20 protein-coding genes are annotated in these 26012 nt (G+C 65.3%); 7 read left to right on the forward strand and 13 right to left on the reverse strand.

Features of this window, described 5'->3' with window-relative positions:
* Window positions 1–19 precede the first annotated feature (19 nt).
* Together RM463_RS13525 and RM463_RS13530 are read right to left on the reverse strand one after the other, a co-directional pair.
* On the reverse strand, window positions 20–1723 hold the full coding sequence (locus RM463_RS13525; RefSeq protein ID WP_311430274.1) for a sodium:solute symporter family protein: 1704 nt from the start codon (window positions 1721–1723) through the stop codon (window positions 20–22).
* 484 nt (window positions 1724–2207) lie between these two features.
* Window positions 2208–3143, reverse strand: coding sequence for a DMT family transporter (locus RM463_RS13530; RefSeq protein ID WP_311430275.1), 936 nt, complete (start codon window positions 3141–3143; stop codon window positions 2208–2210).
* Window positions 3144–3265: 122 nt separating this feature from the next.
* Here RM463_RS13530 and RM463_RS13535 point away from each other — a divergent pair, with 122 nt between their 5' ends.
* Window positions 3266–4162, forward strand: coding sequence for a LysR substrate-binding domain-containing protein (locus RM463_RS13535; RefSeq protein ID WP_195689911.1), 897 nt, complete (start codon window positions 3266–3268; stop codon window positions 4160–4162).
* A 280-nt stretch (window positions 4163–4442) separates the two neighbouring features.
* On the forward strand, window positions 4443–5921 hold the full coding sequence (locus RM463_RS13540; RefSeq protein WP_311430276.1) for a protein adenylyltransferase SelO family protein: 1479 nt from the start codon (window positions 4443–4445) through the stop codon (window positions 5919–5921).
* Window positions 5922–6081: 160 nt separating this feature from the next.
* Here the strand turns inward: RM463_RS13540 and RM463_RS13545 are convergent, their stop codons facing one another.
* Window positions 6082–7029, reverse strand: coding sequence for a LysR family transcriptional regulator (locus tag RM463_RS13545; protein WP_311430277.1), 948 nt, complete (start codon window positions 7027–7029; stop codon window positions 6082–6084).
* Between the two features lie 254 nt (window positions 7030–7283).
* On the opposite strand from RM463_RS13545, the gene RM463_RS13550 reads away from it, so the two are divergent.
* Both RM463_RS13550 and RM463_RS13555 read left to right on the forward strand, forming a co-directional pair.
* On the forward strand, window positions 7284–8783 hold the full coding sequence (locus tag RM463_RS13550; RefSeq protein WP_195689914.1) for a CoA-acylating methylmalonate-semialdehyde dehydrogenase: 1500 nt from the start codon (window positions 7284–7286) through the stop codon (window positions 8781–8783).
* A 252-nt stretch (window positions 8784–9035) separates the two neighbouring features.
* Window positions 9036–9626 (forward strand): peroxidase-related enzyme, encoded by a 591-nt coding sequence (locus tag RM463_RS13555; protein ID WP_311430278.1) that lies wholly within the window; start codon window positions 9036–9038, stop codon window positions 9624–9626.
* 3 nt (window positions 9627–9629) lie between these two features.
* Here the strand turns inward: RM463_RS13555 and RM463_RS13560 are convergent, their stop codons facing one another.
* On the reverse strand, window positions 9630–10550 hold the full coding sequence (locus RM463_RS13560; RefSeq protein WP_311430279.1) for an HNH endonuclease signature motif containing protein: 921 nt from the start codon (window positions 10548–10550) through the stop codon (window positions 9630–9632).
* A 142-nt stretch (window positions 10551–10692) separates the two neighbouring features.
* Here RM463_RS13560 and RM463_RS13565 point away from each other — a divergent pair, with 142 nt between their 5' ends.
* A complete protein-coding gene (locus tag RM463_RS13565) occupies window positions 10693–11340 on the forward strand; it encodes a DsbA family oxidoreductase (RefSeq protein ID WP_311430280.1) in 648 nt (215 codons plus the stop codon).
* A gap of 129 nt (window positions 11341–11469) precedes the next feature.
* Here the strand turns inward: RM463_RS13565 and RM463_RS13570 are convergent, their stop codons facing one another.
* Window positions 11470–13188: an aminotransferase class V-fold PLP-dependent enzyme gene (locus tag RM463_RS13570; RefSeq protein WP_311430281.1), complete on the reverse strand. Its 1719-nt coding sequence runs from the start codon at window positions 13186–13188 to the stop codon at window positions 11470–11472.
* Window positions 13118–13585: an Lrp/AsnC family transcriptional regulator gene (locus RM463_RS13575; RefSeq protein ID WP_311430282.1), complete on the reverse strand. Its 468-nt coding sequence runs from the start codon at window positions 13583–13585 to the stop codon at window positions 13118–13120. Before RM463_RS13575 ends, RM463_RS13570 begins: the two co-directional genes overlap by 71 nt.
* Window positions 13586–13759: 174 nt before the next feature.
* Between RM463_RS13575 and ilvD the strand changes: the two genes are divergently transcribed.
* Window positions 13760–15445, forward strand: coding sequence for a dihydroxy-acid dehydratase (ilvD, locus tag RM463_RS13580; RefSeq protein WP_311430283.1), 1686 nt, complete (start codon window positions 13760–13762; stop codon window positions 15443–15445).
* A 12-nt stretch (window positions 15446–15457) separates the two neighbouring features.
* Here the strand turns inward: ilvD and RM463_RS13585 are convergent, their stop codons facing one another.
* From RM463_RS13585 to RM463_RS13615, 7 genes are all read right to left on the reverse strand, one after another.
* On the reverse strand, window positions 15458–16945 hold the full coding sequence (locus RM463_RS13585; RefSeq protein ID WP_311430284.1) for an ABC transporter permease: 1488 nt from the start codon (window positions 16943–16945) through the stop codon (window positions 15458–15460).
* A 2-nt stretch (window positions 16946–16947) separates the two neighbouring features.
* Window positions 16948–17601 (reverse strand): ATP-binding cassette domain-containing protein, encoded by a 654-nt coding sequence (locus RM463_RS13590; protein WP_311430285.1) that lies wholly within the window; start codon window positions 17599–17601, stop codon window positions 16948–16950.
* Complete coding sequence (locus RM463_RS13595) at window positions 17601–18467, reverse strand: putative selenate ABC transporter substrate-binding protein (RefSeq protein WP_311430286.1); 867 nt, start codon at window positions 18465–18467, stop codon at window positions 17601–17603. Before RM463_RS13595 ends, RM463_RS13590 begins: the two co-directional genes overlap by 1 nt.
* Window positions 18468–18602: 135 nt before the next feature.
* Window positions 18603–21695 carry a molybdopterin dinucleotide binding domain-containing protein gene (locus RM463_RS13600; RefSeq protein ID WP_311430287.1) on the reverse strand — a complete coding sequence of 1031 codons (3093 nt, stop codon included), beginning with the start codon at window positions 21693–21695 and terminating at the stop codon, window positions 18603–18605.
* On the reverse strand, window positions 21688–22869 hold the full coding sequence (gene nrfD, locus RM463_RS13605; protein WP_311430288.1) for an NrfD/PsrC family molybdoenzyme membrane anchor subunit: 1182 nt from the start codon (window positions 22867–22869) through the stop codon (window positions 21688–21690). Before nrfD ends, RM463_RS13600 begins: the two co-directional genes overlap by 8 nt.
* On the reverse strand, window positions 22853–23629 hold the full coding sequence (dsrO, locus tag RM463_RS13610; protein ID WP_311430289.1) for a sulfate reduction electron transfer complex DsrMKJOP subunit DsrO: 777 nt from the start codon (window positions 23627–23629) through the stop codon (window positions 22853–22855). Before dsrO ends, nrfD begins: the two co-directional genes overlap by 17 nt.
* A 255-nt stretch (window positions 23630–23884) precedes the next feature.
* Window positions 23885–24163, reverse strand: coding sequence for an XRE family transcriptional regulator (locus RM463_RS13615; protein WP_195689932.1), 279 nt, complete (start codon window positions 24161–24163; stop codon window positions 23885–23887).
* A gap of 225 nt (window positions 24164–24388) precedes the next feature.
* Here RM463_RS13615 and RM463_RS13620 point away from each other — a divergent pair, with 225 nt between their 5' ends.
* Window positions 24389–25831, forward strand: coding sequence for an APC family permease (locus RM463_RS13620; protein WP_311430290.1), 1443 nt, complete (start codon window positions 24389–24391; stop codon window positions 25829–25831).
* Window positions 25832–26012 lie beyond the last annotated feature (181 nt).

Raw genomic sequence — 26012 nt, forward strand, 5'->3', positions numbered from 1 at the left:
TATGGTTGATGGGCGAATATCAGCGCTGGGTGGCGAGGCCTGCGGTCACCGGAGCCTCTTCCGGCCGCGTGGTCGGCTTGGCGTCCTGCGCCGAGTCGCTGTAGTTGCCCACGCGTTCGGCGATGGTGTCGAAGTCGAAGCGCTCGCGGCTGTTCAGGCTCATCACCACGCAGACCAGGGTGCTGGTGCCGTAGGCGGTCAGCGAGGCCAGCAGCACGGTGTAGTCGCGCAGGAAGCCGGTGGCGAAGATCAGCATGGCGATCATTGCCAGAGCCCCGGCGATAAAGCCGACGGTACGGCCGAAGAAGCCGAATGCCATCAGGCCGATGATCACGCCGCCGCCGATGCTGGCCAGCAGTTCGAAGAACAGGCCGCCGGGGCCGGCCAGGTCGACCAGCTCGAAGCGCGCCACACAGAACAGCACCATGGCGACCAGTACCGAGACGGTAAAGGCCTGGTTGGTAATGCGGTTCCAGAAGCAGCTGGCGATCACCGGGAAGACGATGGCTCCCCACAGGGCACCCACGAAGACCAGCATCACCAGGATATCCAGCGAGAAGCTGGCGAAGACGATGCCGACGACCGTGGCGGTGATCATGGTCAGGCGGCCCACCAGCAGCATGCGCTTGGGGTCGACATTGTCGCGGGCGATATTCTTGCCGTAGACGTCGGCCATCATGATCGCCGACAGTGCCGAGAGGTCGGAATCGGCGGTGGAGGAGAGCGAGCCGATCACCAGGATAAAGAACAGTGCGATGAAGATCGGCGGCAGGTAGCCGGAAACCATCTGCGGAATCAGGTTGTTCATGTTGCCGTTCAGCGGCTCCATGCCCAGCGTCAGCGCCATCAGGCCGATCATGCCCAGGCCGATGACGATGGCGCCGTAGCCCACGGTGGCGGTCAGGAAGGTCGGCTTGATGTGATTCTCGTTCACCGCGAACAGGCGCTGAGAGATGGTCTGGTTACCGATGGCATAGGCCAGCACGGCGACGAAGAAGGGAGCGCCCTGGTTGAGGATGGCATCGCTGGAGAAGAAGTTGGTCTGCTCCACGGTCAGATTGTCGAGACCGGCGACCAGCTCGGAGGGGCCGCCCATGGCGAAGAACACCGCGGGAATGATCACGATGGCAATGGCCATGAGCGCCACCAGCTGGGCGAAGTCGGTGAGTACCGAGGCACGAAAGCCCGACCACAGGGTATACATCAGCACGCCGACACCGGAGATGATGACGCCGGCCTGGAAGGAGAGCGGCGAAAGCACCGAAACCAGCGCACCGGCGGCGGTGAAGTTGACCATCAGGCTGATGATGCTGCCCAGCACGTTGGAAAATGCCAGGATCAGCTGGCTGGAGCTGCCGTGACGGGCGTGAATCAGCTCGCCAAGGGTGGCGGCGTTGGGGGCGAGCTTCCTGAAGCGCCGGCCGAACGGGTAGATGAACAGGATCATCAGCGCACCCCACAGGCCATAGTGGATGGGGCCCGAGACGCCATAGGTGTAGCCCGAGGTGGCGGCGGCGTAGAAGGAGGCGGCCCAGATCCAGGTGGCGGTCATGCTGGCGGCGCCGATGCCGAACCCGATGCGGTGGTTGGAGACCATGAACTCGTCGGCACACTCCTTCTTCTTGCGGATGCCGAGCGTGAGCAGGTAGGTGCCGCCGTAGAAGGCCAGCAGCAGCAGGATCACGGTCAGGGTGGAGAATTGGTATAGAGATTCGCTGTTCAAGGGCAGTCCCTCGGTAGGTGGATAGAACACGTCCTGGGCACTTCTTGTCGGTGCTGTAAGCAGGACGCAATGGGCCGAGCCGGGCAAAATCCGAACGATAGACAGGGGCTAGCGCGCACAGGAGGTCCTGGGCGGCGGCAGCGGCGCTGTAGCGGGTGGTCGGCTCTATGGCGGCAGGCGAGTGCCGCGACAATACGGTATTACCCCAGCGCGGGGGGAGCAGGTGGAGGGCGTGACGGCATACGCCTGCCCTTGTTGGCAAAGTGTAGCGACATGGATTCCTTCTCTTTCGATAACGTCATCGACGATCGGCCGAGGTAACGGCGATCCAGTCTGCGATGAGGCAAGACCAGGTGGGCGGGGCGCAGGGGCCATCGCCCGTCAGAGAGCCGCTGGAGGCACAGTGGCCTGATCCAGGGCCCACTTACCCTACCCACACAGGGGGGATATGTCCAATCGGTCTCGAATCAGAAGGCAATTGTGCTCAGCTACGCCGAAAAGCTCGCCTCGAGAAGGAGGGGGCCACGCGCTTCGGCTCCGCGGCGGCGACCACGCTTCCCGCGACCACCAGCACGGCCGCCAGCGGCAGTCGCCAGTCCGGCACGCTGACGCCCGCCAGCACCAGGAAGAGGGTGGCCACCACCGGCACGCCGTGGGCCAGGTTGCCGACGCGGTGGGCCAGGGGATCGCGCATGGCGCGGTCCCAGGCCAGCATGGCCAGTCCGTAGGGGCCCAGCCCCAGGGCGACGACGATCACCAGGGTGTCCCTGGCTGGAAGGGCGATGGTGCCCTCCAGGGCCAGGCTGGCGCCGCCGGTCAGCAGGCTGGCGATCAGCAGCAGGTGTGGCATGCGGTCTCCCAGGCGCCAGGCCGCGACCTGTCCCGCCAGGGAGTAGAGCGCCCAGCACAGCGCGCCCAGCGCAGCCAGCAGATAGCCCACCCAGGAGCCGGAGGCACCGCCGCTCAGCGCTTGGGGCCCCACCAGCAGCGCGGCGCCAGAGAAGGCCAGGCTGGTACCGAGCAGGCAGTTCCCCGGCAGGCGGCCCAGGGCTCGCCACTGGCTGGCCAGCAGAAACAGCACCGGCCAGGTGTAGAGAATCAGCGCGACCTGCTCGGCCGGCGCCCGGTTGAATGCGGCGAAGCAGGCGCCTACCGCACCGGCGGTCAACAGTGGCACGCCCAGGTAGACGACCACCCCTTCCACCGGACGCAGCGGGACATCCCGGTGACGGCGACGACGTGCCATGGGCAGGGTGCCCAGCGCACCGGCCAGCAGTGCCAGCGCCGAGAGGCGCAACGGCGGCAGGTCGCCCGCCTGATTGGCCAGCAGCGGTACCAGCGCCCACAGCAATACCGCCAGCGCCGCGGCGCCGCCGCCGAGCCAGGGAGAGTGTGTGAGGTGTGGACGCTGAAGTTGCATGGTCGAGGCCTCCCGTGAAGCGTGGATGGAGTCAGGCTGGATGTTGTCCCCATGCTAGCCGTGCCATACTCATCACAATATCGATCTTAATTGATCATTCTCATCAAGAGGATTGATGAATAATGCGTGCCCCGACCCTCGACCTAGCCCTGCTGCGCACCCTGGTGGCGGTGGCCGATACCGGAAGCGTCACCGCCGCCGCACGGCGCCTGGCCTTTACCCAATCGACCGTGAGCATGCAGCTCTCGCGCCTGGAGGCGGTGCTCGAGGTGTCGCTCCATGAGCGGCAGGGGCGGCGCATCCGCTTCACCGCCGAGGGGGAGCGCCTGCTGGAGCATGCCCGACGGCTGCTGGCGCTCAACGACGAGGTGCTGGCCGACATGCGTACACGGCGTGTCACCGGAGAGCTCAACCTGGGGATTCCCGAGGACTATGCCCCGCTGCTGACGGCGGTGTTCTCCTGGTTTCATCAGCTCTATCCGGATGTCGGTCTGCAGGTCACCTGCGGCGTCAGTGCCGAGCTGGTGGAGCGCGTGCGTGCCGATGAACTCGACCTGGCGCTGGTCACTCGTCAACGCCGTTCGCCGGGCGGCGAGATGATCCGCCGCGAACCGCTGACCTGGGCGGTGGGGCTGGAGCGTCAGCCACCCCTCTCCGACCCCCTGCCGCTGGCACTCTATTCGCCCGGCGCGGACCTCTTTCGTGAGTCGGCGGAGGATGCCCTGGCCGCCGCGGGTCGCGACTGGCGGGTGGCCTATACCAGCCAATCCATGGCCGGGCTTGCACCGGTGGTGCAGGCGGGTCTGGCCATCGTGGTGGTCACCCGCAGCATGCTCGGGCCCCAGCTGCGTGCCCTGGACGAATCCAGTGGTATGCCGCCGCTGCCGGCCGTGGAGCTGGCCCTGCACCGTGCCGCCCGCCGCCCGACCGAGCCCGCCCGGCGCCTGGCCGAGCTGATCCGTGAAGAGCTGGCGCCGGCCAGAATGAGCTGGGTCAGCCGGGACGAGTTAGGTCGATAGCAGGGTTGTCGCGGTTTCCGACAGGGTGATAGTGAAAGACGCCGGGGACAGGTCGAAGAGGGGGGGGGCCGAGGACCAGGGATGGCCGAGGTAGCCTACAAGGAAGTACTTGTAGCGCCCCCTTGTAGACCTGTCGCCGGAACAGTCTTGAGCGATGCTGCCATCTGCAATGGTCCAGGGGTCGACAGGAGTTGGGTCGATAGGGAGATGTCCGAGCGTTATACTCGGGTATTTACTCCTCTCTTTCCCCCGGCCACGCTGGCCCGCGACTGGAGCCGCCATGTTTCCCGAGTTCACACTGCGCTTCGCGCGCCTGCCCGAACGTTTCTATCTGCGCTTCGATCCCGTGCCGGTGCCCGAGCCTCGACTGGTCGCCTTCAATCGGCCGCTGGCGGAGGCGCTGGGCTTCGATCTCGACGCCTTCGAAGCGCAAGGCGCCGCCCGGTGGTTCTCCGGCAATCGTGTACCACAGGGCGCCGAGCCCCTCGCCCAGGCCTATGCGGGCCACCAGTTCGGGCACTTCAATCCGCGTCTCGGCGACGGCCGGGCGGTGCTGCTCGGCGAGGTGACCGATCGCCAGGGTCACCTGCGGGATATTCAGCTCAAGGGCGCCGGCATGACCCCCTTCTCCCGGGGGGCCGACGGGCGTGCGCCGCTGGGCCCGGTGCTGCGCGAGTACCTGATCAGCGAGGCGATGCACCGGCTCGGCGTGCCCACCACCCGAGCGCTTGCCGCGGTGACCAGCGGCGAGCGGATATTCCGGCGGGTGCCGGAGCCGGGGGCCGTGCTGACCCGGGTGGCGGCGAGCCATCTGCGGGTAGGCACCTTCCAGTACTTCGCCGCGCGTGATGATGGTGAGGCGGTGCGCATGCTGGCCGATATGGCCATCGAGCGGCACTATCCAGGCCTGCTGACCGCCGAGCAGGGTGAGGGCGAGCGCTACCTGGGCCTGCTCGAGGCAGTGGCCGACCGTCAGGCGTCACTGGTGGCGAAGTGGATGGGGTTAGGCTTTGTCCACGGGGTGATGAATACCGACAACTGCACCATCTCGGGCGAGACCATCGATTATGGCCCCTGTGCCTTCATGGAGGCCTACTCGCCGACCATGGTGTTCAGCTCCATCGATGAGCAGGGGCGCTACGCCTATCGCAATCAGCCCTGGATCGCCCAGTGGAATCTGGCGCGTTTCGCCGAGACCCTGATTCCGCTGATCGACGATGACCAGGAGACGGCGGTCGCGAAGGCCACCGAGGTGATCAAGCGCTATGAGCCGCGGTACGAGGCCGAGTGGCTGGCGGTGATGCGTGCCAAGCTGGGGCTGGAGCGGGAGGAGGAGGGCGACCGTGAGCTGGTCGAGGCCCTGCTCGAGGCGATGCAGGCCGGACGCGCCGACTTCACCCTGACCTTTCGCCGCCTGAGCGAGGCGCTGGAGCAGGACGCCCCCGCGCTGTTCGAACTGCTCGAGACCGGCGACGGCCTGGCCGCCTGGCTGCCGCGCTGGCGCGAGCGTCTGGCTCGGGAGACGGCCGATGCCGGTGCGATCGCCGCCCGCATGAACGGCGTCAACCCGCTCTATATCCCGCGTAACCACCAGGTGGAAAGAGTGATTGCCGCCGCCGTCGAACACGACGACTTCGGTCCCTTCGAGGCCCTCGGTGAGGTGCTGGCAGAACCCTTTGCCGAGCAGCCCGGCCGGGAGGAGTATGCGCAGCCTGCCCCATCCACCGAGCGGGTCTTTCGTACCTTCTGCGGGACCTGACCGGCTGCTGTCTCAAGCCGAAGCTGGGTGCACGGATCGCCAACTGACCCTCAATGATTGAACGGCCGGCCCGGCGATCTCAAGTTTCAATCGGCGGTCATGGTCTGGGTCCCGTATCTCTCGGGGCCAGGCCATTTCGTTTCTGCTTCCGTTTCAGGCATCAGCCGGCGCCGGTCGCCGGGATCACCATCTCCTTCGTCGCCCCCATCAGAAAGGCGCGGTTGGCCTCCAGCGCCTCGCGCAGGTAGTCCCACAGCAGGCGCACCCTGGCCAGCCGGCGCTGTTCCTGCCGGGCGGTGATCCAGAACTGGCGGTCCACCGCGATCTCCTGCTCCAGCACGTTGCGCAGGATCGGCGAGGTGCTGGCCATGAAGCAGGGGAGAATGGCGAGCCCCGCGCCGTGGACGCAGGCGGCGTGCTGCGTGGTCACGCTGGTGCTACGCATGGTGAAGTGGGGCGGCTTGCCGATGGTCGACGGCTCGAGCAGCGGCTCCAGATAGCTGAGCTGTTCGCTGAAGATCAGGTCGTCGACATAGCCCACCAGGCGATGGTCGCCAAGCTCGGAGAGATGCTGCGGCGTGCCGTGGCGGGCCAGATAGCCTTCGCTGCCATAGAGCCGCAGGCGATAGTCACACAGTCGCGAGATCACCAGGCCCGGGCTGACCGGGCGCTCCACGGTGATCGCCAGGTCCGCCTCGTGGCGGCTCAGGTTGACCACCCGGGGCAGGGCGAGCAGATCCAGGGTGATCCCCGGATGGCGCTCGCAGAAGGCCGAGAGCAGGGGGGCGATCACCCAGGTGCTGAAGCCCTCGGTCACGCCGAGGCGGATCTGGCCACTGATCTGGTGGTTCTTGTCGGTCAGGCTCTCGCCGGCCTCGAAGGCGTGACGGGCCATCTCCTCGGCGTGGGCGAGCAGCTGCTGGCCGGCCTCGGTGAGATGATAGCCATGGGTGCTGCGCTCGAAGAGCTGGGTGTTGAGCCTCTGCTCGAAGCGCCGGGTGCGCCGCGACAGGGTGGAGTGGTCCAGCCCCAGGCGTCGGGCGGCATCGGTAAGCCGCTGACTGCGGGCGACCTCGAGGAAGATCTGGATATCGTGCCAGTCCAGCATGATGGCTCTCCACTGGGTGGTTTTCTTGTGCATAAATGCACAAGCAATGTGCCCGAGTACCCGTTGTCATGCCATGCGACCTCTGGATAGACTCATCTTCACTCTCTTGCGTGTATTTCTACACACAAAGTCTAATGACGGATGATGGCAACGGCCGCTGATACGGCCCACAACGACAAGCCAGTCCTCCGCCAGCCACAGCATGACACCGGCACGACTCGATGCCGGTAGCGACAATCCAGAGGAGCACGCCCATGTCAGTCCGCGAAATCCCCATGTACATCGACGGCCAGCCCATCCAGTCCGCCAGCCAGGAGTGGCGCGACGTGGTCAATCCCGCGACCCAGGAAGTGGTGGCTCGGGTGCCGTTCTGTACCGCCGAGGAGGTGGAGCGTGCCGTGGCCAGCGCCAAGGAGGCCTTCAAGACCTGGCGCAAGGTGCCGCTCGGCAAGCGCATGCGCATCATGCTCAAGCTGCAGGCGCTGATCCGCGAGCATACCGATGAGCTGGCCGCGCTGATCACCGAGGAGCACGGCAAGACCCTGCCCGATGCTGCCGGTGAAGTGGGTCGCGGCCTGGAAGTGGTGGAGCACGCCTGCTCGATCACCTCCCTGCAGCTGGGCGAGCTGGCCGAGAATGCCGCCAACGAGGTGGATGTCTACACCATGCACCAGCCGCTGGGCGTGGGCGCCGGCATCACCGCCTTCAACTTCCCGATCATGCTGCCCTGCTTCATGTTCCCGCTGGCCATCGCCACCGGCAACACCTTCGTGCTCAAGCCCTCCGAGCAGGATCCCAGCTCCTCCATGCGTCTCGTCGAGCTGGCCCACGAAGCGGGCGTTCCGGCCGGCGTGCTCAACGTGGTTCACGGTGGCCCGGACGTGGCCAACCAGATCGCCGACCACCAGGACATCAAGGCGCTCTCCTTCATCGGTTCCACTCACGTTGGCTCGCTGCTCTACAACCGCGCCGCGGCCGCCGGCAAGCGCATGCAGTCGATGATGGGCGCCAAGAACCACTGTGTCGTGATGCCGGATGCCAACCGCAGCCAGGCGATCAACAACCTGCTGGGCTCCGCCTTCGGTGCCGCCGGCCAGCGCTGCATGGCCAACTCCGTGGTGGTGCTGGTGGGCGAGGCGCGCGAGTGGCTGGACGATATCGTCGAGGGCGCCCGCAACATGAAGGTAGGCCCCGGCACCCAGACCGACGCCGACCTCGGTCCGCTGGTCTCGCCCCAGGCCAAGGAGCGCGTAGAGCGCCTGATCACCGCCGGCGAGAAGGAGGGGGCCAAGCTGCTGGTCGACGGCCGCGGCTACGAGGTGGAAGGCTACCCGAACGGCAACTTCGTCGGCCCGACCCTGTTCGCCGACGTGACTCCGGAGATGACCATCTACCGTGAAGAGGTCTTTGGCCCCGTGCTCTGCGTGGTAAGTGTCGAGACCCTGGACGAGGCGATCGAGTTCATCAACGCCAACCCCAACGGCAACGGCACCTCGATCTTCACCAACTCCGGCTGGGTGGCGCGTCGCTTCGAGACCGATATCGATGTCGGCCAAATCGGTATCAACGTGCCGATCCCGGTGCCGGTCGCCTACTTCAGCTTCACCGGTTCGCGTGCCTCCAAGCTCGGCGACTTGGGCCCCAACGGCAAGCAGGCCATCGCCTTCTGGACCCAGACCAAGACCGTCACCGCTCGCTGGTTCGAGCCCGAGAACGTCTCCAGCGGCATCAACAGCACCATCTCTCTGGGTTAAACCTTTCGGCCCAGTGAACGGCGGCCCCGTCTCGAAAGAGGCGGGGCCGCTTGCGTATGGCCGTTTCGGGAAAGGCGTCACGCTACCAGCAGAAAACATGCTCTGCCTTTTGGGCGGAGGCTAGTAGCCTTCCACAGGGGACAGGGTTGCTGTGCATGGAGCACTCCAGGCTCTGACGGAAAGCGTATGGACAACATGGTAACGTTGACGTTAACTGTAAGGTCTCACAACAAGCACAACTCGAGAGTATTCATGACCAATTCAATCAGCCGCTTCCCCGTACCGGAATCGATCCACGACCTGCCCGACGACATCCGCGACGCCATCCTGGCGGTGCAGGAGAAGGCCGGCTTCGTGCCCAATGTCTTCCTGATGCTGGCGCATCGCCCGGCCGAGTTCCGCGCCTTCTTCGCCTACCATGACGCCCTGATGGAGCGTGAGTCCGATACGCTGACCAAGGCGGAGAAGGAGATGATCGTGGTGGCCACCAGCGCTCACAATCGCTGCCTCTACTGTGTGGTGGCCCACGGTGCCCTGGTGCGGATCTACAGCAAGGATCCGTTGCTGGCCGACCAGGTGGCGATCAACCATCGCACCGCGCCGATCAGCGAGCGGCATCGCACCATGCTCGACTTCGCGATGTACTGCAGCCTGGAGGTGGGCGAGCTTACCGAGGAGTGGGAGACTCGCCTGGAGTCGGCGGGCTTCACTCGCGACGATATCTGGGATATCGGCGCCGTCGCCGCCTTCTTCGGCCTCTCCAACCGCCTGGTCACCATGACCGGCACGCCACCCAACGAGGAGTTCTATCTGATGGGGCGGGTACCGCGGGAGAAGAAGTAGCCTCTATCGAGATAGGAAGCGCTGAAAACGCAGCTCAAGGGCCTCTTGGCTTGGCCGATCCTTGCAGTGCTTTGGCATAGAAATCATTTGGCCATTGAGCTGTTTCATACTTTCGAGAAGGGGCCCGTCTTGTGTTGAGAGGAGATCGGAATTTAGGTGAATCCGAAAGTTGGGGTCTATGCCAATCAGGTCGGCATCATAAGCTCTGTGGTGAAGACGGCTAAGAGATATGCCGTTGCTCACCTCGGCGGTACTGGCCTGATCAGAGTCGGGAATGATATGAGCTGCATCCAAAAGCTGTGGTACAGGGAGTCCTGTCATGGCACAGCGATTTGAATAAGCCCTCATGACTCGTGCTCGGAACTCTGCCTGGTGAACTCGGGTTTTGGCCTCTCGGATAACATAGCGCTTCTCGAGCTCGTCAGCCGTGTAGGTACTACTGCTTTCTGAGACATGGCTAATCTGGCTAGCACTTTGGTGCATACTGACATGGCATAACTCTTTGGTTAAATCGATGTTGTCTATATAGCAAGGCCATAGTGGGAGGTAGCGTCCGGGAGCTACGCCTACCAGGTAGATGATCGGATCCCTCCTTTCGTAGCTTATTAAGAGCTGGCGGTTCGCTGGCTTTTCTGATCCTCCAGCTTCAAGAGAGTACCAGAAGCCCCCCTCATCGCTTGTCCCATCAGAGTAAATGTTGATCCGGCCTTGTTTGGGCACCACAGTTTTGATGCTCAAAATTCCATCTGGCATTTGTTTTGGCTTGAAGATTCCGATCGCACGGCTTGCGATAAGAAATGACTCTCTGTCAAGAGGGACTGGTTGTGAAATGGCTTCCCAGGGGGCGTCATTCGAGTATTCTTGAGAAATGTCTTGAAGTCTTTTAAAGGCCGCATGCCGAATTCGGGTGTCAATGTTTGGCAAGGTTGTCTCTCAGCTCGTGCTTATAGTTTACTCTCATGCTAAGCGATGAAAATGGTTTTTACTTCATTTAGCGCCATGCTGGTAGTAATATAACATTAGATATATTTTAATTCTGTTTTTTATAAATTTTAAGGATTAGATTATGAAAAAGATAGCCATCGATATTGTTTCGGATATTGCCTGCCCCTGGTGTGCCATCGGCTATGCTCGGCTGGAGCTGGCCATGCAGCGGCTGGCGTCAGAGTTCTCGTTCACGGTTCGCTGGCACGCCTTCGAGCTGAATCCTGAGCAGAGCGGAGAGGGGGAGCCGATCCTGCCGGCGCTGGCGCGCAAGTATGGGCGCAGCGAGGAGGAGATGCGCGCGTCTCAGGGTCAGATGATGACCATCGCGGAGGAGCTCGGCATCAACTTCGCGAAGCTCCAGGAGCGGCGCACCTGCAACACCTTCGATGCCCACCGGTTGGTGAAGTGGGCCGGTGAGCAGGGCGAGGCCACCGCCATGAAGCAGGCGCTGTTCGAGGCCTATTTCGGCAGGGCGGAAGATGTCTCGGACCCCGATGTGCTTGTCCGCTGCGTTCAGGCCGCGGGGCTGTCCCCGGAAGGCGCCCGGGAAGTGCTCGAGTCGGCACAGTATGCCGATGCCGTGCGCGAGGATGAGGCCCGCTATCAACAAGCGGGCATCTCGTCCGTGCCGGCCTACATTATCAACGACAAGTACCTGATTTCCGGGGCTCAGGAGCCTGACACACTGGTGAGCGCGCTGCAGGAGATCGCTGCGGAGCCTGAATAGCCGGCGCAATACTGTTACCGCATCCGGACAGCAGCCCGAGCCTGGCACCACATATCCCGACCGGCGATGCCGTCTGCGCTCGCATGATCAAACGCTTTCATGAAGCGGTGGCGAAGGATGGCGTTTGGGTCATGGCGTCATCTCGTCCAGGGCGGAGGCGGCCTCGCTGGATTCGTGTGGCCACCAGAACCAGCGCAGCGCCTCTTCATCTGCACAGCTGCTCGAGGGCGGCTCGATGGCAGACGTGCGCGCGCTATCGACCAGCGCCTGCGCCTGGGCGAAGCACTGCTCGAAGTCTGGCGGAGTCGGTTCGGGGTGGGGTGCGTCGGGGCTCAGCAGAGCGCTCAGCGAGGGCGTTTCGCAGGGCGCCTGAGCCTGGCGAGCACGCCAGGTACCACTCTGCACGTCGACACGATAGAGCCGCATCAGCACGGCGGCATGACGGGCGATAAATTCGACGGCATCGATAATATAGCAAGCCGTCTCACTGTTAAAGAAGTAATTAAAACCGAGTCTTACCCAGCCTGGACGGAATAAGCTTTTTCCCTTATGGACTAGTTCGGCATGTTGTTGGGCCTGGGTCTCACTGATGTCCAGCAGGGAGTGAGCATAGGGTCCGGCGCAGGAGCAGCCGCCCCGGGCCTGGATACCGAACAGGTCATTGAGCAGTGCCACCACCAGGTTATGGTGTAGCAGGCGCGACCCGGCGGAGATATTGAACGAAACGATGCCCAGGCGCGGGGTGTGCCGCGGCCCCAGGATGTGCAGGTTGTCGAGCCGCGACCAGCGCTCCATGGCTTGTCGGGTCAGTGCCGTCTCGAGTTCGGCGATGTGGTGTGCGCCTACCTGCTGCTTGAGGGTGAAGACCAGCCCGGTGCGAATGTTCTCGACGATGCCGGGGGTGCCACCCTCCTCGCGCCGTTCGGGGTCGGTGACGTAGTGGTGTTCGCCTTCGGTCACATAGGAGACGGTGCCGCCGCCGGCCACACCGGGCACGGCGTTGCGGCACAGGGCGCGGTCGATGACCAGGACGCCGGAGGTGCCGGGCCCGCCGATGAACTTGTGCGGCGACAGGAAGATGGCGTCGAGATGATCGTTGGCGCCGGGGGCGCTTTCCGCCATGTCGATCGGCACATAGGGGCCGGCGGCGGCATAGTCACAGGCCAGGATGCCGCCGTGGCGGTGGACCAGCGCGGCCAGCTGGCGCACGTCGGTCAGCACGCCGGTGACGTTGGAGGCCGCGGAGAAGGCCGCCACCTTCAGGGGCCGCTCGGCATGGGCCTGCAGCGCGCGCTCCAGCTCGACCAGGTCGGGCAGGCCGTCGGCGTCAAGCGGGATGCGTACCAGGTCGGCATCTGCCTCGCGCCAGGCCAGGTCGTTGGAGTGGTGCTCGAAGGGGCCGATGAAGATCACCGGGCGTGCCGCTTCGGCCGGCCGGTGCAGGCCGGGCAGGTCGAGAATGCGCGAGAAGCGGTCGATGGCCGCGGTGGCGCCGGCGCCGGCGAAGATGACCGCGTGCTCGGGGCCGGCCCCCACTCCCTCGCGCACGGCCTGACGGGCCGCCTCGCGCAGCCGGGTGGTGCGCATTCCGGTGTAGGAGGTCTCGGTATGGGTGTTGCCGTAGTTGGGCAGCACCTTCTCCTGAATGGCACGCTCGATCATGTGCAGGGCGCGGCCCGAGGCGGTGTAGTCGGTGTAGACCAGGGGGCGCGGTCCGAAGGGGCCGGGAATGGCCCGGCCTTCGCCGATGATGTCGTGACGGATGCGCGCGACCCACTCACTGGCCCGTGGAGAGGGGGAGGGCGTGGGTGCACTTGACGTGCTCCATGGAGAAACAGGATGTGACATTGCTCAGCTCGATTCTGGAAATGAGTCGCTTGTAGAAGGCGTCGAAGGACTGGTTGTCACGGGTGATCACCTTGAGCAGATAGTCGTACTCGCCGGCCAGGCGATTGACCTCGATGATCTCATCGAGCGCCTGGGTGACCGCCTGAAAGCGGTCCAGCCAGGCCTGGTTGTGCTTGTCGGTCTTGATCATCACGAACACGGTCAACCCCAGGCCCAGCTTCATGGGGTTGAGCACCGCGACACGCCGTTCGATGAAGCCTTCCTTCTCTAGGCGCTGAATTCGCCGCCAGCAGGGGGTCGGCGACAGGCCGACGCGGTCAGCGATCTTTGCAATGGATAAGCTAGCATCGCGCTGAAGTTGATCAAGGATTTTGGAGTCAAAGCTGTCGATTGGCATGATATTTTCTTATTTCCCCATATTTTAGAAATTTTATTTCAGACAAAAGGGGGCGGCAGGTCAAGTTGCGCTACTGCAGACGCATCACCATGGACAGCCGTGGCCATGGACAGCCGTTGGCTTCGCAGTCCACTCTAATAGGTCGTCATTGCTTGTATGCTCAGGAGGCCTGTCATGTCCGATTCCCCGAAAGTTATCCGCCGCCACTCCGCCCGGGTGGTGGATGGCCCCGGCAAGGCGGCCAGCCGTGCCATGCTGCGTGCGGTGGGTTTTCAGGACGAGGACTTCGCGAAGCCCCAGGTGGGCATCGCCTCGACCTGGAGCAACCTCACCCCCTGCAACAGCCATATCGACGAGCTGGCGCGTCACGCCAGCGACGGGGCGGACAGTGCCGGCGGCAAGGGGGTGATCTTCAACACCATCACCATCTCCGACGGCATCGCCAACGGTACCGAGGGCATGAAGTACTCGATGGTGTCGCGGGAGGTGATCGCCGACTCCATCGAGACGGTGGCCGGCTGCGAGGGCTTCGATGGCCTGGTGGCCATCGGGGGCTGTGACAAGAACATGCCCGGCTGTCTGATGGGCCTGGCGCGCCTCGATCGTCCCAGCGTGTTCGTCTACGGCGGCACCATCCAGCCCGGCAAGAACCACACCGATATCGTCTCGGTGTTCGAGGCCATGGGCGCTCATGGTCGTGGTGATATCGACCTGATCGAGCTCAAGCAGATCGAGGAGACCGCGATTCCCGGCCCCGGCTCCTGCGGCGGCATGTATACCGCCAACACCATGGCTTCGGCCATCGAGGCACTGGGCATGAGCCTGCCGGGCAGCTCGGCCCAGAACGCCGTCTCCAACGACAAGCGCGAGGACTGCGAGGCGGCCGGTGCCGCGGTGCTCGAGCTGCTCGAGCGCGACCTCAAGCCCTCGGACATCATGACCCGCCAGGCCTTCGAGAACGCCATCAGCGTGGTGATCGCCCTGGGCGGCTCCACCAATGCGGTGCTGCACCTGATCGCCATGGCGCGCACCATCGGCGTCGAGCTGTCGCTCGCCGACTTCACCGAGATCGGCAAGCGCGTGCCGGTGGTGGCCGACCTGCGCCCCAGCGGCCACTACATGATGAGCGAGCTGGTGGCGATCGGCGGCATCCAGCCGCTGATGAAGATGCTGCTCGATGCCGGCCTCCTGCACGGCGACTGTCTGACGGTGACCGGCAGGACCCTGGCCGAGAACCTGGCCGATGTGGCCCCCTATCCTGATGACCAGCGGATCATCGCGGCGCTGAACAACCCCATCAAGGCGGAGAGCCATCTGCGTATCCTGCATGGCAATCTGGCGCCGGAAGGGGCGGTGGCCAAGATCACCGGCAAGGAGGGCACGCGCTTCGCCGGCACGGCGCGTGTGTTCAACTCCGAGGAGGAGGCCCAGGCAGGCATCAACGATGGCAGCGTGGTGGCGGGAGACGTGGTGGTGATCCGCTACGAGGGCCCCCGGGGCGGCCCCGGCATGCGCGAGATGCTCACCCCCACCTCGGCGATCATGGGCCGGGGGCTCGGCAGCGAGGTGGCGCTGATCACCGACGGGCGCTTCTCCGGCGGCAGCCACGGCTTCGTGGTGGGCCACGTGACCCCCGAGGCGTTCGACGGTGGTCCCCTGGCCCTGGTGGAAGATGGCGACCGGATCACCATCGATGCCGAGGCCGACACCATCGACGTCGCCCTCACCGTCGAGGAGCTGGAGAGCCGCAAGTCTGCCTGGCAGCCGCCTGAGCCGCGTTACACCCGTGGGGTGCTGGCCAAGTACGCCCGGCTGGTCAGCTCGGCGAACACCGGGGCGCTGACCGACCTCCCGGAGTAGCGCCGGGGGCCGTCAGGGTTCGCAGCTGGCGGTGTGCCGCAGGCGTAGCCGGTTGCGCAGGCGGCGCGCCAGGATGTCCACGCCGATATTGAGCAGGGCGGTGATCAGGATCAGGATCATTGCCCGGTCGAAGCGGATCTCCTGGATGGCGCTGTCGACATGGAAGCCCAGGGTGGCGATGCCGAGGATGCCGAGGATGGCGGTCTCGCGCATGATGATCTCCCAGCGGTAGAACAGCAGGGCCAGGAAGGGCCCATAGAGCCGCGGCGTCAGCTCGAAGGCGTAGCGCTCGATGCCGCGGGGAGCGTCGGCGCGCAGCGTGATCGCGTTGCTGCGCTGGCCCACCAGGTGGCCGATGATGCCGCCGTTGTGGATCGCCAGCGCCACCACCGCCGGCAGCATCGACGGGCCCCACAGCTGCAGCAGGATAAAGGCCAGCAGGTATTCCGGGGTCGAGCGCAGGACCACCAGCACGCCGTGACCCAGCGCACCGCGTATCCGGCCGCTGGCGTGGCGTCCCGTGAAGTGCTGCGAGACCAGCGGATAGAGCATGAGCGCCAGCAGCCCGGTCGCCACCAGGGCGATCTGGGTCAGCAGCAGGGTATTCCAGATGCCTGGTAATGCCTCGTCGACCAGCAGCTCGCCCAGCCAGGGGAGGAGCCCCGCGACCCCCTCGCCCTGGCGCAGAGGCTCGGGAACGATATCCTCGGTAAAGAACCGCGAGACGCTCTGCCAGCGAATCGGCAGGCCGTCGCCGAGCAGGAAGGGCGCGGCCAGCAGGTAGAGCGGCAGCAGACACGGGCGGGCCCAGAGCCTGAGAGTGCCGATCAGCCCATAGAACAGCAGCAGCAGCGCACCCACCGTGGTGTAGTGCCCCTGGGCGAACGAGGACTCGAGGTAGAAACCCAGGGTGGGCATGCCCACGAAGCCGAGCACGGCGCTGGAGCGAAGGCCGCATTCCAGCCGGTAGGCGGTGTAGGTCGCCAGGTGGGGCCAGGCCTGGCTGAAACGGCTGTAGAGGAGGGCCGAGACCCTGCCGCTGCCGTGGGGGATCACCTTCGACGGCTGGGGGTCGCTCTCGTCGAGAATCTCGGCATACACCTTGGCGAAGATGCCGGCATAGGGAATGGCGATGGCGAGCACCCCGGTCAGCGGGTGCAGACCGAAGAACTGCAGGAAGATCAGCGCCCAGAACAGCTCGTGAATGGCGCGGATAAAGGCGCAGCTGGTGCGCACCGCGCGATGCTGAAACAGCAGCGCCAGCAGCAGGCCCGCCGCGGCGCCTGCCCCCACTCCGACGAAGGCGAAGGCGAGGGTGCGCACGACCGCCGTGCCGAGATAGTCCACCGCCGTGAAATCCGGTCGCGCCAGCCCCTGCAGCAGGCGGCCCAGCTCCGCCCAGGGGGCATGGGCGCTGATCTGGAGGTCGGCGATAAGAAGGCAGACGAGGGCCAGCGCAACGAAGCCCAGGCTGGTGCGTACGCTTTTCGATTGCCACATGGTCAGTAGAGCACCAGCAGATCCCGGGCGCTCAATCGGTGGCTGGCCTCGTCCAGGGCGATCCTGCCATCGGCGATGCCCACGACCCGGTCGGTGAAGCGCAGGGCCAGCTCCACGTCGTGCAGGGCCACCACCGAGGTGGGGTAGGCCTCGCCCAGCGCGGCCAGCACCCGCTCGGCCAGCGGGCCGTCGAGCGCCGATATCGGTTCGTCGGCCAGCAGCAGGTCGCCCCGCTGATGGAGCGCGCGGGCGGCCGCGACGCGCTGGCCCTGGCCACCGGAGAGCTCGCCGACCGCGGCCCAGCACTTGTCGGCGATATCCAAGCGTTCGAGCAGTGGCATGATGGCGTCGATATCACGGCGGAAGGGGCGCGCCAGGGTAATCAGGTTGTACCAGGTGGGGTGCCGGGCGAGTCCGCCCATATAGACGTTGTGGAACACGCTCAGCGAGGGCACCAGGCCCAGCTGCTGGGGCATCAGGGCGGCACCGTGATGACGCCAGCGCTGCTGCATGACACCCAGCAGCGTCGACTTGCCGGCGCCGCTCCTGCCCACCAGGGCGACGCGTTCGCCGCGGGCAAGCGTCAGGTCGAGCGGGCCGATCACGCGTTCCCCGCCGTAATCGGCCACTACATCCGTGAGAGCCAGCGAGGTCATCAATCGAGGATGTCGAGCTGCTGGCCGACCTGCCGGATGATCTCGTAGTCGTCATTGTCCACCGGGATAAAGCCGGAGCGCGGGAAGCTCTCCAGCAGGGCGGGATCCTCCATGCCGAGCAGCGCCTGCTGGACACGGTCGGCGAAGCCCTCGCCGAAGCGCTCGTCGACATCACCGCGAATCGTCCACTGGTAATCGGGATAGACCGGGGTCTTCCATACCACCCTGACGCTGTCGGTATCGATGTTGCCGGCGTCGAGCTCGTTCTCCCACACGGTGTAGTTGAGGGCCCCCAGCTGGTAGGCGCCGGAGGCGACCAACGAGGCGGTGCGGCTGTGGTTGCCGCTGAAGCCGACGCGGGAGAAGAGCTCCTCCGGGGCCTCGCCGAAGGCCTCGCGCAGGTAGTGTTCGGGCATCAGGCGTCCGGAGGTGGAGCCCTTGGCGCCGAAGGTGAAGGTCATGTCGCGCATGGCCTCGACCAGCCCCGCGTCATCTTCCAGGCCGGTGCTCTCGTGGGCGATGAAGTAGGTCCGGAACTCGGCATCCTCGACCCCCTGGGCCAGGGCCCGGGAGCCGGGCACGCGCTCGCGGGCCTGGACGCCCGAGAGCCCGCCGAACCAGGCCAGCTGCACCTGGTCGTTGCGAAAGGCGGTGACCGCCGCGGCGTAGGACTTCACCGGCACGAAGCGTACCTCGACCTCGAGCTCGTCGGCGAGATAGTCGGCGACCTTCTGGAAGCGCTGCTGCAGGCGAGTCTCGTCCTCGTCGGGAATGGCGGTGAACACGAAGGGAGCGGCAGCGGCAAGAGGAGCGGCAAACAGCAGCGGCAGAGCCACGGGCAGCACGCGGGCGAGGCGTCGGAGCATGGGGGTGTCCTGGTCGGAAATGGTCCGTCGCCATGATACCGAAAAAACGCCGGGCGTCCGATGTCGGTGCGCCCGGCTATCGGGTCGAGTGCATGGGGCGGCGCTTCGCACTCGAGAAGGATGAAGCGCCGTTCCTCAGGCCTCGATACGGGAGACCCGGATCGGCAGGCCCTGACGCACGGAGGCGCCGCTGACGCCCTCGAGCCAGGTGCCGGTGACCTCGCGAGTCGGGTCGGCGAAGCCCAGGTCGTTGATGTTGACGCCGGCGCCGACCCATTCATTGCCGGAGAAGGCCTCGCCGTCGATGAGGTGCTGGCTGGCGCCCAGCTCGGTGTGACCGTAGCTGTGCTCGATGCCCAGGGCCCCTTTCATCACGCCATCGCTGACCAGCGCGAGGGCGGTCAGCGCGCCGCCGGGGCTTTCGATGCGCACCGTATCGCCATGCTGGATACCGTGACGAGCCGCGTCCTCGCTATGCAGCAGCACCGGGTTGTAGGGCTTGATCATGCGCAACCGCTCCAGGCCGATGGCGTAGGAGTTCATGATGTTGGACTTGTAGGAGAACGCCAGCAGCGGCCACTCCTCCTCCGGGTAGACCTCGCGCATCAGACGCCCGTCGGACATCTCGGCCTTCTGGAAGCGGGGGGTGCCGGCCAGGCGCTCGCCGGTCTGGCTGTTGAAGGCGGTACCCACCTTGGGGTTGTAGACACACAGGGGCCGCGACCAGGCGTGGCCAAGCTTCTTGTCGCCCTTGTAGGCGGCGCTGTATTCTTCGAAACGCCCGCCCCGGGCATAGAGATAGGCCACCGGGCCGCGCTCGTTCTCCGGCAGGGTGCGCTCGAGCTTGCCGAGCAGTGGCTCGATGCCGCCATGCCGGATATCGCTGTCGCTCGCCGCGGGAAGCGGTTCGCCCTGGTAGGCGATGTTGGCCGCCGCGCGCAGGAAGAAGTCCTCGGCGCGGTTGAGCGGATGTAGCCTGCCCTCGGCGTCGGGGATCGCCTCGTCGCCGAAGCCGGGCAGTTCCAGCCGTTTTGCCGCGGCGATAAAGAAACTCTCCATGCTGACCGGCTCGCCCTCCGCGGTCTTCTGCTGACGCGGCTCGACGATGGGCCAGCAGGCGGTGGTCATCCTGGTCAGGGTGCCGCTCCAGGCGCCGGTAAAGCCCCACACCTCGTACATCACCGAGTCCGGCACGATGTAGTCGGCATAGCGGCTGGTCTCGTTGATGAAACCGTCGATGGCCACGTAAAGCCCCAGGTTGCGCGGGTCCTTGAGCTTTTCGCCGATGGTGCTCTCGAGACCGGCCTGGCCGTAGAGGGGGTTGGCCATGCAGCCGATTACCGCCTTGATCCTGTAGGGGTAGCCATCCAGCGCCGAGGAGAGCTGCTCGGTGAGGATGGGTGGTGCCAGGGAGCGCCACGGCGCCTTGGCCGGGTAGGGGTTCTCGCCGGCGGCCACCTTGCGTTTGTACTCCGAGGTGTTCTCGTAGGCAAAGCGGCTGCGCGACACGAACACGCCCTTGGGGCCGCGCTTGCCGGGGAAATCCGACAGGTCATAGCGCGGGCCGCTGCCGGTGCCGTTGAACTTGCCGCCGCCCAGGGCGGCGCCGCCCTGACGGTTGAAGCTGCCCGCCAGCAGATTGAGCATCATGATGCCGTAGGCGCCGTAGAAGCCGGTGGCATTCATCATGCCGCCGTGAGTGTCGACCACGGCGTCACGGCCGTAGGCGGCGAAGCGCTCGGCGATACGCTGAATGAGGCGGGCATCAATGCCGCAATGGTCGGCGTACTCCTCCAGGCTGTATTCGTTGGCGGCGTCGCGCAGCTTGGTCAGGCTGCTCTTGACCCGGAGAGTGCCATCCGGACCCTCGATGTCACGTTCGACGAACAGCGTCGCCCTGCGCACCTCGGCGCTGGGCTTGAGCTCGCCGTCGGCGTCCACCACCACCAGGTCGTCGGCGTCGCTGTCGGCCTCGGCTCGGCCCAGGTCGGAAAGGCGCAGGAAGTGGCCCCGGCGCGGATGTCCGTCGGTCTCGATCACCAGATGAGTGGCGTTGGTATGGCCGTTCTCGTTGGCAGCCTCGGCGGCCTGAGGGCTGGGGATGGCCAGATAGTCGGCGGCGTAGGCCTCATGCTCGATCAGCCACTGGATCATGGCCATGGCGAAGGCAGTGTCACTGGCCGGGCGAATCGGCACCCAGCGGCTGCGCTCGCCGGCGGCATGCGATGCCGCCGCGTTGAGGCCCGGGTCGATGACGATATAGTCCAGGCTGCCGGTGGAGCGCGCTTCGGCCAGCAGCCGACCCTGGCGCTTGAAGGGGTTGCCCGCCTGGCTGGGTGCGGTGCCGATGAACAGGGCAAACCTGGCGTTGGTGTAGTCCGGCTTGACGTGCGCGTTCTTGGCCAGGTCGCCCATCAGTGCGCCGGAGCCCATGCGAAACGCCAGGCCGCAGTAGGAGCCGTGGTGGCCGTAGTTGCGGGTGCCGAAGGCGTTGAAGGCGAAGCGCTTGAGCAGCGCCGAGCGGCCGTAGTCGGTGGCCTCCATCATCAGCAGCTGATTGGCCTTGGGGCCGTATTCGGGGTTGTCCGGGTCGATCAGCTCGTCATGGTTGTGGATGGCGCGCAGGCCGTCAACGTGGCCCTCACCGAACAGGTCACCCCCCTCGCAGACCTCCTCGATCAGGCGCTCGAAGGAGATACGTTCCCAACGCCGCTCGCCACGGCCGCCGACCCGCTTGAGGCAGTCGGTGACTCGGTGGGGGCTGGTCATCTGGGCAATCATGGCGTTGCCCCGGGCGCAGGCGGTCGAGCGTCCGGCCAGGCCCTGCTCCTGATAGGCGCTGACGCTCTTCAGCGCATCAACCACCGGGGTGCGCATCGGCAGGTGCGGGTCGGAGGAGAGCGGGTGATAGGGGTTGCCGATGGTACGCAGCACCTCGTCGCTCTCGTTGTCGATACGCACCCGCACGCCGCACTTGGTAGTGCAGCCGTAGCAGACGGTGAAGGCGGTGCGCTGATCGGGGTTCAGCGTCAGTTCACCGCTTTCCAGGTCCACCCGGTATTCCGGCGCCAGGGCGTTGCCGTAGATGTGATGATCCGGCTTCTCGCCGGCGCTGCCGGTCACCCCCTTGGCCATCTTGACCAGCGGGCCGGAGTAGCCGGCGGCGAAGGTGGCCGCGCCGCCGGCGGCGACAGCACCCTTGAGCAGACGACGACGTGACTTATCCATGGCTGGGGGCTCCTTCGGATGATGCGGAGATGGAAGTGGCCTCGGGCGCGGTGGCGACAGGCTCTGCCTGCGGGTCGCTGGAGGCCTCGCGCCAGGGCACGAACAGGTCGATCAGCAGTACGGCAGTCAGCCACAGGCCGAAGATGCCAATGATGCCGAGCAGGCCGTAGGAGCCGAAGGCGACGTGATAATCGTGGAAGCCGGCGCTGTTGCGGGCCACGGTCTGGACGTTCATCAGTACCACCCAGCGGAACATCCAGGCGACGTGCAGGGCCAGCAGGCCGAGAATCCAGCCCATGGCCTTGCGGCGCGCCGGTGAACGGCGCATGACGAAGGCCAGCACGGCCAGCAGCACGCCGGCGATGCCGCCTTCGATGGCGGTGCTGCGCCAGGCGGCGCTGTGGCTGACCGAATCCAGCGCGGCGGCCACCGAACCCGAGACGGCGTTGACGCCGTCGAGGAACCAGGTCAGGGCGATGAAGCCGGTGACCACGCAGGCGCCGACCAGGATGGCAAGCATCTGTCGGTTGGTGTCAGGGTGACGAATGGATGAGATGCGATTGAGCACCAGAACCAGGCCACAGCCACCGATCATGCCGGTGGCGACGAACATCGGCGGCAGCCAGTTGGTGTTCCACAGCGGACGCCCCTTGACGATGGCTACCTCGAATCCGGTGTAGAGCATGATACCCAGCGAGGCGACCAGCGCCCCTGCGCCGACGAGTGCGAGCACCGCACGCGGCGCCTGCCAATCGCCCCAGGCGATCCAGCCGGCCACGGTGGAGAACCAGCCATCGTCCTGGCGACTGCGTGCCTTGAGGGCGGGGCGCCAGGCCAGCCAGGCCAGCAGCACCACGGCCCCCAGGTACATCGGCAGCAGAAAGCTGCCCAGCGACATCCACGACCAGGGTGTCGGGTAGCCGTAGAAGTGCCAGAAGCGCAGCGGCTGGTGCAGATCGGCCAGCAGGGCAACGGGGGCCACCAGGGTGGTGGAGACACAGGCCAGCAGCGCGATGCGTGCGGTGGTCATCCACGCCTTCTTGCCCAGGATCAGCCCCGGGGCGGCCAGCCATAGCGTCGAGTAGGAGAGGGCGATCAGGAAGAAATACTGCACCGCCCAGGGGTACCAGGCGATGCCGTAGCGTGGCACGACGACTTCAGTGACCAAACTCATAGCCCACCTCCTTGCCATCCATTCCCAGCACATCCCAGATGCCCGCCTCGGCCTGGGGGCGAGTGGTGAAGCGCTCGTCCATGCCCAGGTAGAAGACCTGCGGCAGGGTGTTCTTTTCCGGTTGCAGCACCATCAGCTCCTCGCGGTGCTTGTCGATCAGGCGGCTGATTTCGCTGTCGGGGTCTCGCATGTCGCCGATGATCCGCGCGCCGCCCACGCAGGACTCCACGCAGGCCGGCAGCAGGCCGGCTTCCAGGCGGTGGGCGCAGAAGGTGCACTTGTCGGCGGTCTGGGTCTTCTCGTTGATGAAACGGGCGTCGTAGGGGCAGGCGTTGACGCAGTAGGCGCAACCGACGCAGCGGTCGCTGTCGACCACCACGATGCCGTCCTGGCGCTGGTAGGTGGCCTGCACCGGGCAGACCGGCACGCAGGGCGGGTTCTCGCAGTGGTTGCAGAGGCGGGGCAGCATGAAGGTCGCCACCTCTCCGCTGCTCTGTTCTTCCACTTCGAACTGTGACACCACGGTGCGGAAGTTGCCCAGCGGGGCGGCATTCTCGATATGGCACGACACGGTACAGGCCTGGCAGCCGATGCACTGGCGCAGATCGATCAGCATGCCGTAGCGCTTGGTGGGGTCGCCTTCGCGACGCGGTGGCTGGTCGTTGATGCCGGCGCTGGCGACGCTTGCGAGCGGGATCAGGGCGGCCCCCGCACTCAAGCGGGCCAGCTGGCCGAGAAGGGTGCGGCGAATGGGGTCCATGGCGCCTCCGGTGGCTAGGTGGGGCGGGATCTTCCGCGCATGGAAAGGACAAGGCTGATACCGGAAGGCTACCCTCGGCGGAGGCGACCAGGCTTGATGTCGATCAAGATTTTGTTAGCAAGCTCTTAATGCTCGCTTAATGGTCGTGCAAGGTGCTGATGTGACTAAGATTTATTCTGACAGAGGGAGACAATAAAAAACGCCCTGCGCAGGGCAGGGCGTTCGCTGTTCGGGGGAGGGTCATCGATCGCGTCGTCAGTGGGTAGCCCCCTGCTCCGTCACCGTGCGGTGGACGAGGCGTAGCTCATCGATCGAGAGGTGCTCCAGCTTCCCCGCCAGGAGGTCGCTGATCTTCTGCATCGGCAGCCCGGCGCGGCGAGCGATCTCGCGGCTGCCGAGGTCGGACACGGCGATCAGCCGGGTCACGATGCGCATGAGGCGTGTACGTTGTTCCAGGTCCCTGACATCGAGGTCAGGGCTGCTTCGCGGAGGGTCCAGGAGTTCCGCGGATCGGGACTGTCGTGCCGTGCTCATGATGCTCCATTGGGCGGTTGCGACAGTGACACTATGGCGACTCGCCGCCGTTTTTTCCAGTGTCGATTGCCTACGGCTTTGGTGGAAGGTGACGAGGGCGTTGTCGACGAATGTCTACCCCGGGAATGTGGCACGTCTATTGCTGTGAGTCGTGTGTTTCTCTATTTTGTCGACGTTAATTAAAAACAGAATTTTTTCCCCAAAACGATAACTTTCGAGGATCCCATGACTCAAGATGTCGAGACCTCTCAGGGCCAGCTCTCGCGTGTGCTGGCTCGCAAGGACGTTCTCGCCCTGGCCTTCGGGGCCATGATCGGCTGGGGCTGGATCGTGCTGACCGGCAGCTGGATCCAGTCGGCCGGTAGCCTGGGGGCGATTACCGCCTTCCTGCTGGGCGGGCTGATCATCGTGCTGGTGGGCCTGACCTACGCCGAGCTCGCCTCGGCGATGCCTCAGGTCGGCGGCGAGCACGTCTATAGTTACCGCGCCCTGGGTCACTTCGCCTCCTTCCTGTGCACCTGGGCGATCACCCTGAGCTATGTCAGCGTGGTCTCCTTCGAGGCCGTGGCGCTGCCCACGGTGGTGGAGCACCTGTTTCCCGACTATGCGGTGGGGCACCTGTGGACCATCGCCGGCTGGGAGGTGAAGGCCACCTGGGTGGCGGTCGGCGTCATCGGCTCGCTGCTGATGATGTGGATCAACTATGTCGGCGTGCGTACCGCGGCGCTGGTCCAGAAGGTGGTCACCCTGCTGATCCTGGCGGTGGGCGTGATGTTCATTACCGGGGCGCTGTTCCAGGGCAGCAGCGATACCATGCAGCCGCTGTTCAGCGTCGAGCAGGGCGTGATGGGCGGCATAATGACGGTGATCATCATGGTGCCGTTCATGTTCGTCGGCTTCGACGTGATTCCCCAGGCCGCCGAGGAGATCAACCTGCCGTTTCGCGAGATCGGCCGGGTGCTGATGATCTCGGTGATCCTGGCGGTGTTCTGGTATGCCTTCATCATTCTTGGCACCTCCCTGATGCTCGACCCCGAGGCGCTGGGCGCGAGCTCGCTGGCGGTGCCGGATGCCATGCAGGCGGTCTTTCAGGCGCCCTGGGCGGGCAATCTCATGATCCTGGCGGGTATCGCGGGGATCATCACCAGCTGGAATGCCTTCTATATCGGCGGTTCGCGGGCCATCTACGCCCTGGCGCACTCCGGCATGCTGCCGGCCTGGCTGGGCAAGCTGCATCCGCACTATCGCACGCCCACCAACGCCATCCTGGTGATGGGGGTGCTCTCGGCGATCGCCCCCTTCCTGGGACGTCCGGCGCTGGTATGGCTGGTGGTGGCCGGCGGCCTCGGGATCGTGGTTGCCTATCTGTTCGTCTCGCTCTCCTTCGTCGTGCTGCGCCGTCGCGAACCCGACATGGAGCGCCCCTTCAAGGTGCGCCACGGCAAGCTGGTCGGTGCCCTGGCGGTGCTGCTCTCCCTCGGGCTGTCCGCCATGTATCTGCCGGGCAGCCCCTCGGCACTGTCGGCCGTCGAGTGGATGCTCTTCGCCGGCTGGATGCTGCTTGGCCTGGCCCTCTATGCCTGGTCCCGTGTCCGCTACGGTGTCGCCTACAGCGACAGGATGATGCAGCGTGAGCTGGCTGGCGGTGACCCCTACCCGGGGCTTTGACGCCCTCCTGCACGAGTAGGCCTTTGAAGCCTGTTGTCGCCCCGGCCCTGTGCCGGGGCGATGCCATGCATGCCCTGCTTGTGTGCCCCGCCCGTGTGCCCAGCTTGCGTGTCATGGGGCGGATATCGGCAGGGAAAGCCAGTGCGCGGGGCCGAACCGGCAGCGGCTTAATAAAAAGTAT

Origin of the sequence: Halomonas sp. LES1 (assembly GCF_031846005.1) — a bacterium.
In the GTDB taxonomy this organism is placed as follows: Bacteria; Pseudomonadota; Gammaproteobacteria; order Pseudomonadales; family Halomonadaceae; genus Halomonas.